The 9,954-nt window shown below is 71.0% G+C and carries 4 protein-coding genes; 1 reads left to right on the plus strand and 3 read right to left on the minus strand.

Annotated elements, in window-relative coordinates; genetic code table 11:
• Positions 1-62 precede the first annotated feature (62 nt).
• The 3 genes from ACZ6QQ_RS17575 to ACZ6QQ_RS17585 form a co-directional block, all read right to left on the minus strand.
• On the minus strand, positions 63-1,022 hold the full coding sequence (locus ACZ6QQ_RS17575; RefSeq protein ID WP_465877561.1) for a TIGR03885 family FMN-dependent LLM class oxidoreductase: 960 nt from the start codon (positions 1,020-1,022) through the stop codon (positions 63-65).
• A 99-nt stretch (positions 1,023-1,121) separates the two neighbouring features.
• Positions 1,122-5,549, minus strand: coding sequence for a type VII secretion protein EccCb (eccCb, locus tag ACZ6QQ_RS17580; RefSeq protein WP_465877400.1), 4,428 nt, complete (start codon positions 5,547-5,549; stop codon positions 1,122-1,124).
• Positions 5,550-5,555: 6 nt separating this feature from the next.
• Positions 5,556-6,050, minus strand: a complete 495-nt coding sequence (locus ACZ6QQ_RS17585; protein WP_465877402.1) for a hypothetical protein — start codon at positions 6,048-6,050, stop codon at positions 5,556-5,558.
• Between the two features lie 301 nt (positions 6,051-6,351).
• Between ACZ6QQ_RS17585 and ACZ6QQ_RS17590 the strand changes: the two genes are divergently transcribed.
• Positions 6,352-9,846, plus strand: a complete 3,495-nt coding sequence (locus tag ACZ6QQ_RS17590; protein WP_465877403.1) for a discoidin domain-containing protein — start codon at positions 6,352-6,354, stop codon at positions 9,844-9,846.
• The last annotated feature ends 108 nt before the right edge of the window (positions 9,847-9,954 follow it).

Below are 9,954 nucleotides of genomic sequence, written 5' to 3' on the forward strand. Positions count from 1 at the left end.
AGGGGTAATCGGGCCCGCGATTACCCCTCATTCTCTGTATTTGCGCGATCTTGAGGAGGGGGTCAGGTCAGGGTGGGGAGGACGTGGGTGGCGAAGGTGTCGAGGAAGTCGCGTTGGTCCTGGCCCACGTGGTGCAGGTAGATCTCGTCGATGCCGAGGTCGGCGTACTCGCGTAGCCAGTGGGCGTGGCGCGCGGGATCGTTCGAGATCAGCACGTGTTCGCGCATGTCGTCGGGGCGGACGTACGCGGTGGCGCGGGCGAACTCCGCCGGCATGGCCAGATCCCAGGCCACGTCACTGCCGAGAATCCCGGTACGCCACTGCTCGTGCGCGATCCGCAGCGCCTTCTCCTCGTCCCGGTCCCAGCACAGGTGCACCTGCAACTTGACCGGCTTACCCGCACCGCCACCCTCCCGGTACGCCTCGATCACCGGCCGGAGCTGTTCCACCGGCCGGTTCACCGTGATCAGCCCGTCCGCCCAGGAGCCGACCCAGCGGGCGGTCTCCGGGCTGACCGCCGCGCCGAAGATCGGTGGCGGTGACGCCGGCCGGGTCCAGAGTTTCGCCCGGTCGACGGTGACCAGGCCCCGGTGGCTGACCGACTCCCCCGCGAACAGTGCCCGCATCACCTGCACCGATTCGAGCAGCCGGACGTTGCGTTCGTCCTTGGCCGGCCAGCGTTCCCCGGTGATGTGCTCGTTGACCAGTTCGCCGCTGCCGACCGCCATCCAGAACCGGTTCGGGAACATCTCGGCCAGGGTGGCGGCGGCCTGGGCGACGATCGCCGGGTGGTACCGCTGGCCCGGCGCGTTGACCACACCGAACGGCAGGTTGGTGGTGGCCAGCGCGGCACCGAGCCAGGACCACGCGAACCCGGACTCGCCCTGTTCCGGGCCGAACGGGGCGAAGTGGTCCGAGCACATCGCCCGGCTGAATCCGGCCTGCTCGGCGGCCTGGACCTGACGCAGCAACTCGCTCGGCGGAAGCTGCTCGTGCGATGCGTGGAACCCGTACGTGGTCACCAGGACCTCCCGGCCGTCGTCGACTGTCACCGAACAGGTGCCCACCGCACGGCCGTCCCAAAACCATCCGGCCACCGCGAAGGATTTCGCTGTGGCGGGTCACCCCGGAGCGGGTGCCGCTTCCGGGTGGCTGACCTCGCGGGGCTCGGGATCCGCGAGCGCGGTCTGGACGACCTGTACGCCGTCGCGGCGGCGAACCAGCGTGCCCCGGCCCGGTGGCATCGGGGTCGGCCGGACCGAGCCGAACATCGCCCCCTCCTCCCGGTTGCCCGACATCAGCAGCCCCGGGCTGGCCAGATCCCGCAGACGTTGCAGGACCGGCTCGTACTGGGCCCGCGCCATCCCGCCGACCCGGCGGGCCAGGATCACGTGCAGCCCGATGTCGTGGGCCTGCGGCAGCAACTCGACCAGGGTCGTCAGCGGGTTGCCGCTACCGGTCGCGACCAGGTCGTAGTCGTCCACCAGCAGGTACAGCTCCGGTCCGTGCCACCAGCTCCGGTCCTTGAGCTGGGCCGGGGTGACGTCCTCGCCGGGCAGCCGTGTCTGCATCACCTCGCGGAGACCGGACACCAGGGAACTGAACACCTTGTCGGACGTGGCGTAGCCGATCAGGTGCTCGGTCGGGACCGCGCCGAGCAGGCCACGCCGGTAGTCGGCGACCACGATCCGCGCCTCGGCCGGGGAGTGCCGCGCCACGATCGTCTGGGCGATGTGCCGCAGCAGGTTGGTCTTGCCGCACTCGGCGTCGCCGAGGATCAGCAGGTGCGGGTCGACGGCGGGTTCGAGGTAGACCGGTGCGAGGGCGGATTCGTCGACCCCGATCGGCAGTCCGGGCCGCGCCGGGTCGGCCAGCTTCGTCAGGTCGGCGGCGGTGAGCGTACGGGGTAGCAGCCGTACGCTCGGCGCCGGCTCCCCCGGCCAGCACTCGCGTACGCGTCGGGCGAGCCCGACGGTCGCCTCGGCCAGCCCGGCGTTGCCCGAACCGCCGTCGATCCGGGGTGCGGCGGCGACGAAGTACAGCTTGTCGGCGGTCAGTCCACGGCCGGGTGGCCCGCTCGACACGTGCCGCGCGGCCCGGCGGTCGATCTCCGAGTCGGACGGGTCGGTCAGCCGCAGTTCCAGCCGGATGCCGAAGAGGTCCCGCAGCACCGGCCGGATCTCCATCCACCGGGACGCGGTGAAGATGAGGCGCACCCCGACACCCGGTCCCCGGGCGGCGATGGCGACGATCGCCGGGTCCAGTTCCTCGTAGTCCTGGCGCAGCGCACTCCACCCGTCCACGACGAGAAACACCTCGCCGAACCGGTCCTCCGGGAACTCGCCGTTCGCCCTGCGCTGCCGGTAGGCGTCGTACGTGTCGATGTTCGACCGGGCGAAGCGGGCCTCGCGCTCGTCGATGAGCGTCTGCACCTCGGCGATGGAACGGCGTACGGCCTCCGGTTCGCGCCGGGTGGCGAGGCCGGACAGGTGCGGCAGGCTCGCCAGGTTGGCCAACGCGCCGCCGCCGAAGTCGAGGCAGAGGAACTGCACCTCGTGTGGGGTGTGGGTGAGCGCGAGCGCGGCGATGATCGAGGCGACCAGGGTGCTCTTGCCGCTCTGTGCCGCGCCCACCACGACGGCGTTGCCGTCCGGACGGTTGAAGTCGAGCAGCAGCCGGTCCTGGCGGTGTTCGAGGGGCAGGTCGACGATGCCCACCGGCGCGGTCAATGGGTCGCGTTCCGCCGCGCGCAGCCCGACCCGCTCGCTCACCACGAGCTTCATCAGCCGATCGAGGCTGGGTGGGTCGCCGAGCGGTGGCAGCCAGATCGGGCGGGCGGGGGGCCCGCTGCCGCGCAACCGGCGGATCACCACGTCGAGGACGGTACGGTCGACCAGTTCCTCCTGCCCGGTCGGCGGCTCCGGGGCGTGGGCGAGGTACGGGCCGGAGACGTACCCGGCCCGGAACCGGGTCAGCGCGGTGTTCGCCCTGAGGTAGCCGTAACCGGGTGCGTTGGGCAACTCGTACGCGTCGGCCACACCGAGCACGGCCCGGCTCTCGGCGGCGGAGAAGGTACGCATACCGATCCGGTACGACAGGTGCGTCTCCAGACCGCGCAGCCGCCCCTCCTCGATCCGCTGACTGGCCAGGAGCAGGTGTACGCCGAGCGCGCGGCCGATCCGTCCGATCCGGACGAGCACCTCGACGAACTCGGGCCGGGCGGTGAGCAGTTCGGCGAACTCGTCGCAGATGACCAGCAGGGACGGCATCGGGGCCAGGCCCGGATCGCCCTGCCGGACCCGTTCGTAGTCCCGCCGGCTGCCCAGGTTGCCGGCCCGGCGCAGCATCTCCTGCCGGCGGTGCAGCTCGCTCTCCAGCACGTCGGTCATCCGGTCGACCAGGGACAGGTCGTCGGCGAGGTGGGTGATCAACGCACTGGTGTGCGGGAGTTGGCCCAGTGGGCCGAACGTGGCCCCGCCCTTGTAGTCGACCAGGACGACGTTCAGCTGCTCCGGCGTGTGTCGCATCGCCAGCGCGGCGACGAGCGTACGGAGCAGTTCGCTCTTGCCGGAGCCGGTGGCCCCGACGAGCAGGCCGTGCGGCCCGTCGCCGTCCTGGGCCGCCTCCTTGATGTCGAGAAACACCGGCTCGCCGTGTTCGTCGACCCCGATCGGCACCCGCAGGTAGTCGGGCCCGACCGGAGTGCCGGTGCCGGCGAACTCCAGCAGCGCCGCATAGTCCGGTACGCCGAGCACGGCCAGCACCTCGTCGGGCGGCGGCAGCGGCGGCTCGACCGGACGGCGCTCCGGCACGACGCCCGATTGCGGCCTGCCGGTGGTCCGGTGCCCCGGTGGGCTGCCGGTCGTTTCCGGCGTCTGCCACGCCGCCGCGATCGTCGACACCAGCGCCGCCGCACCGTCCGGTGCCCCGTCGACCGGCTCGGTCTCGCCGTCGACGTCGCTCAGGCTGAGATCGGGCAGGGCGATGCGGAAGGTCTGCCGGCCGTGGATGGCCCAACCCGGGACGTTGGCCGGCAGCCGGCCGGCGTGGTCGGGGTTGACCAGTGACTCGTGCGGTTGGGTCAGCCGGGTCTCGATCCGCGCCTGGGGCAGTTCGAGCAGTTCCTCGGGGATGGTCCGCCAGCTCCGGTCGAGCACGGCGACGTGGATGCCGTACCCCAGGCCCTTGTTGGCCAGGTCGATGACGCGCGGGGCGAAGTCGTCGATCAGGGTGGCGAAGTCCTGCCAGCGGTCGACGACGAGGAAGACGTCCGGGTACGGGCCGGAGCCGAGCGCCGCCCGCTTGGCGCGCAGGCTGGTGGGTGATTCGAGTTCGTGTTCGCGGAACAGTTGCTTGCGCCGCTGCACGTCGAGTTCGAGCCGGCCGAGCAGTTCGCCGACCTCGCCGACCTCGTCGTCACCGACGACCGCCCGTACGTGCGGCAGCCGACGCATCGGGCCGAGCCAGTTCCCGCCGGATTCGAGGCAGTAGAACGCGACCTCGTGGTCGGTGTGGGTGAGGGCGAGCCCGCCGATGATGCTGCGCAGCAGGGTGGTCTTGCCGGTGCCGGCGCGGCCGATCAGCAGCAGGTGTCCCTCGGTGGAGGCGAGGTCGAGCCAGACCGGCTCGCCGGCCGGTTGGTCGATCCGCTGGGCCTGCCCGATCGGCACCTTGAGCAGTCCGCGCCGACGCCACTCGGTGGCGCAGAGGCGTACGTCGTCGTTGGGTTCGAGCGGGCCGAGCAGGTCACCGAGGCGGATCTCCCGCTGGTCGCGGTGGCGGCGCTGCCGGTGGTGGCCGTCCCGGGACAGGGCGAGGTGGATCTCGTCACTGGCCCGGCCGAACTGGCACGGTGACTGGTTCGGTGCCCGCCTCGGCAGTTCCAGCCGGACGTAGCGCCAGAGGTCTTCCGGGGTGATCCGACCGTTGCCGGTGATGTCGGCGGCGCCGGTGCTCAACCCCTGGATGATCGTTTCGGTGAACGCGGAGCGCAGCCGGGGCGTGATCTCGGTGGCGGGGCGCCCGTCGTCGGCCCGTTCGACGGAGTTGGTGGCGGTGATGACGTAGCGCCCGTAGCCGGCGCTGAGTTCCCCGTCGATCGCCGGGTCGTCGCCGGACTTGAGGCCCTGCCCGTCGAAGGCGCCGCTGTAGCAGCAGTCGAGCAGGATGACGGAGCTGGCCGCGTCGGACTCGTCGAGCAGTTCGCGGACGAAGGAGGCGGAGACGGCCGTGGACGACAGGGCGTCGAGTTCGGTGTTGGCCACCGCCAGGTAGAGCCGGCCGCGTTTGTTGCTGCGGATGCCGTGTCCGGAGAAGTAGAGCAGGATCAGGTCGTCCGGTCCGGCCGTACGCAGCATCGTCTCGATGGCCCGTTCGACCGCGCTCTTCGACTCGTTCTCCAGCAGGACGGTGTGGTCGAAGGCGCCGACGTCGACGTCCGCCAGCAGGCTGTGCAGGTCGCGGGCCTCCTCGCGCGGCGAGTAGAGGTCGGACAGCGACTCGTCGATGTACCGGTCGTTGGCGATGAGCAGGGCGAGGCGCTGTCCCATGGTCGGTCAGCGGCCGTCGCCGTCGCCACCGGGGCGGCCGTCGCCACCGGGGCCGGCGGGGCGTCCCGGGCCACCGACCGCCCGTGGCGCGTCCGCTCGTGGCGCGGCGTCCGCCCGGGGCGCGGGCGACGGTTCGGCGCCGAGGAGCTGCGCCAGTTGGGCGATCACGGCGGGGTCGTCGAGCCGGGTCGAGCCGACGATCTCGATCTCGTCCTCGCCCCGGCGCAGCCGGATCGACCGGGCGGCACTCCGGTTGATGTAGGCGACGAGGACCTGGGCGACGGCGCCGACGGTGGCGGCCGAGAAGACGCCGCTGACGATGAGGGTGCCGAGGTCCCACGCCTGGGGTGACTTGCCGGGGCCGACGGCGGTCGAGCCGGCGTTGCCGATCCGCAGCCCCCGGACCGCACGGAGGTCGTCGGCGAGTCCGGCGGCGAGGGCGTCGAGCCGTTCGGGCGCGACGGGGGTGTGCGGTTGGATCGCGACGGCGACCTCGGACATCGTGGATCCTCCCAGAGCTCGGCGCGTCTACATTGAACACCACTTCCGCCGCCGGACCCCATCGGGCGCTGCGTTGGTGCTGCGTTGGACGCTTTTGCATCGGCGAGCGGAAGTTCGGGTGCGGAACCCGAAAGGTATAGATAGTTCGACGAATGTCGATTAGTGTGACGCCAACTCAGCGCGACGTTTCGGCGAGGTTACACCGTCGGCGTAGAGGTCCCCCCGAGTCGGCGTCTCCCGGGGGCGTCTCCCGACACGCGTCGCATGTGGACCGTCCCACCCCCGTCGCCCAGGAGACGCCATGGACAGACGACTGTTTCGTCATGCCCTCGTAGCCGCCGCCCTCACCCTCCTCGTGCCCACCACCCTGCCCTCGGCAGCGGCGGCCAGCCCGGCCCAGGCCCCGCGCGCACTGCCCGGTGCGCTCGCCGTCCCGCCCCAGGAACCCGGTGTCACGCTGCGCGTCTTCGACGTACAGGTGCCGCTGGAGGAGATCTGCGTACTGAAGCCGGGGCAGACCCCGAACGTCGACAAGCTGATGCCGACGATCAACTGGACCACCACCGCGGACTTCGGCGGGATCGCCGACAACTTCGTCACCCAGGTCATCGGCAACATCAACGTCACCCAGCCGGGGGCGCACAACTTCCGCCTGTACAGCGACGACGGGTCCCGCCTGATCATCGACGACACGGTGGTCATCGACCACGACGGCCTGCACGGCGCGAACCCGCCGGTGGACGGTTCGATCACCCTCACCGCCGGCTACCACGCGCTGCGCATCGACCACTTCGAACGCGGTACGGACCAGCAGATCACCCTGCACTGGCAGCCGCCGGGCGCCTCGGGGTACACGCTGGTGCCGAACTCGGTGCTCAGCACCGACTCGGGCGTCGTACGGGTGACCGCACCGGGCCAGAAGCAGTGTGAGGCGAGCACCGACACCCCCGGCGACGGGCTGCCGCTGACCGGCGTGCACCCGAGCTACAACCTGACCAACCTGCGCCCGAGCGGTTTCCAGCCGCAGGTGACCGGGATGGACTTCTTCCCCGACGGCCGGTTGGCGATCACCACCTGGGGCGGCACCGACAACCTGCTCGGTGAGGTCTGGATCCTGGGCAACACGACCGGCAACACCGGTCCCGGCCAGGTGACGACCCAGCGGGTGGCGAGCGGGTTGCGCGAGCCGCAGGGCATCAAGATCGTGGATGGCAAGATCTACGTGTCGGAGAAGCACCGGCTGACCGAGTTGAACGACACCAACGGCGACGGGGTGACCGACAACTACCGTACGGTCGCCACCTGGCCGTTCGGCGGCAACTTCCACGAGTTCGGCTTCGGCCTGCTCTACCAGGACGGGTTCTTCTACCTCAACCTCTCCGTCTCGATCAACCTGGGCGGCAACACCACCGACCCGCAGCCGGCCCCGAACCGGGGCACCACCATCAAGGTGGACCGCAACACCGGCGCGGTGTCGTACGTCGCGGGCGGTCTGCGTACGCCGCACGGCATCGGCTGGGGTCCGGAGGGCGGCATCTTCGTCACCGACAACCAGGGCGGCTGGCTGCCCTCGTCGAAGCTGCTGCACGTCAAGCAGGACCGGTTCTTCAACCACTACATGAACCCGGCCGGCCCGTTCGACAACCGGCCGGCGACCGCACCGGTGCTCTGGATGCCGCAGAACGAGATCGCCAACTCGCCGAGCACCCCGGTCTATCTGAACAGCGGCACCTTCGCCGGCCAGATGCTCATCTCCGACGTGACGTACGGCGGGATCCAGCGGGCGTACCTGGAGAAGGTCAACGGCGAGTACCAGGGCGCCCTGTTCCGGTTGACCCAGGGCCTGGAGGCGGGTGTCACCGAGCTGACCCAGGGGCCGGACGGCGCGATCTACGCCGGTGGGCTGGGCGCGGGCGGCAACTGGGGTCAGGAGGGCAAACTCAGCTACGGCCTGCAGAAGCTGACGCCGAACGGGGCGAGCACCTTCGACATGCTGGCGATGCGGGCCACCGCCACCGGTTTCGACGTGGAGTACACCCAGCCCCTGTCGGCGGCGACCGCGGCGGCACTGTCCACCTCGTACAAGGTCCAGCAGTGGCGCTACCAGCCGACCGCCGCGTACGGCGGCCCGAAGCTCGACCTGCAGACGCTGCCGGTCTCGTCGGCGACCCTGTCCGCGGACGGCAAGAAGGTGAGCCTGGTCATCCCCGGCCTCATGCCCAACCGGGTGGTCTACCTCCGGTCGCCCCGGCCGTTCACCTCGGGCACCGGCCAGTCGCTGTGGAGCACCGAGGCCTGGTACACCCTGAACAACATCCCCGGCACCACCGCCCAGACGAACCTGGCGCTGGGCCGACCGGCGACCGCCGACTCCTCCTGCAAGGCCGACGAGGGCCCGGCGAAGGCGGTCAACGGCAGCGTCACCGGCGGTGTCCTGGACAAGTGGTGCTCGACCGGCACCAGCAAGTGGCTCCAGGTCGACCTGGGCCAGAGCCAGACGGTGAGCCGCCTGGTCCTCCAGCACGCGGGCGCGGGCGGTGAGCAGGCGAGCTGGAACACCCGCGACTTCACCCTCGCGACCAGCACGAACGGCACCACCTGGTCGACCGCCGCCACGGTCACCGGCAACACCGCGCCGACCACCACCCACAACATCACCCCGGTCCAGGCCCGATTCGTCCGGGTGAACATCACCGCCGGCGAGCAGACCGGCGGCAACGCCGCCCGGATCTACGAGTTCGAGGCGTACGGCGCCGCCGCACCGCCGCCGACCACGAACCTGGCCCTGGGCAAACCGGCGACCGCCGACTCCTCGTGCAACGCCGACGAGGGCCCGACGAAGGCGGTCAACGGCAGCGTCACCGGCGGCGGCACCGACAAGTGGTGTTCGCTGGGCGCCTCGAAGTGGCTCCAGGTCGACCTGGGCCAGAGCCAGACGGTGAGCCGGTTCGTAGTCCAGCACGCCGGTGCCGGGGCCGAGAACACCGCCTGGAACACCCGCGACTTCACGCTCGCGACCAGCACGAACGGCACCACCTGGGCGACCGCGGCCACGGTCACCGGCAACACCGCCTCGACCACCACGCACAACATCACCCCGGTCCAGGCACGGTACGTCCGGCTGAACATCACCGCACCGACCAGCACCACCGACAACGCGGCCCGGATCTACGAGTTCGAGGCGTACGGCACCGCCGGGCCGCCGCCGACCCGGATCAACCTGTTCGACGGCACGAACCTGTCGGCGAACTGGGAGCACACCAACGGGGCCGCCCCGACCTGGCCGGTGTCCGGCGGTTCGGCCGAGGTGCTCGGCGGGGACCTGCGGACCAAGCAGAGCTTCGGTGACTTCAAGCTGCACGCCGAGTTCTGGATCCCGAACCTGCCGCCGGAGGTGACCGGTCAGGCGCGCGGCAACAGCGGCATCTACCTCCAGGACCGGTACGAGTTGCAGGTGCTGGACTCGTTCGGCGACACCACCCCGGCCGACAACGAGTGCGGCGGTTTCTACCAGAAGCGGGCCCCGGACAGTAACCGGGCGACCGCGCCGGAGACCTGGCAGACGTACGAGATCACGTTCCGGGCGGCCCGGTGGAACGGCACCACCAAGACCGAGAACGCCCGGGTGACCGTGGTCTGGAACGGCGTCACCGTGCACAACAACGTCGAGATCAACGGGTCGACCGGTGGCGGTGCCGCCGAGAGCCCGGCGATCGCCCCGATCAGGCTCCAGGACCACGGCGACCCCGGTGCCAACGTCCGCTACCGCAACATCTGGATCGAACCCCAGAGCTAACCCCCTCCCGGGGGGGGGGGGGGGGGGGGGGGGGGGGGGGGGGGCGGCCCCCCCCCCCCCCCCCCCCACCAGTGCGCCTACACCCCCCGTCCTGGCGGCGACGCACCC

Source organism: Micromonospora sp. NPDC049529 (assembly GCF_055586685.1).

Coding starts and splice junctions, on each gene's coding strand:
- ACZ6QQ_RS17585 (WP_465877402.1), bottom strand. CDS start 6,050: ATGTCCGAGGTCGCCGTCGCGATCCAACCGCACACCCCCGTCGCGCCC.
- eccCb (WP_465877400.1), bottom strand. CDS start 5,549: ATGGGACAGCGCCTCGCCCTGCTCATCGCCAACGACCGGTACATCGAC.
- ACZ6QQ_RS17590 (WP_465877403.1), top strand. CDS start 6,352: ATGGACAGACGACTGTTTCGTCATGCCCTCGTAGCCGCCGCCCTCACC.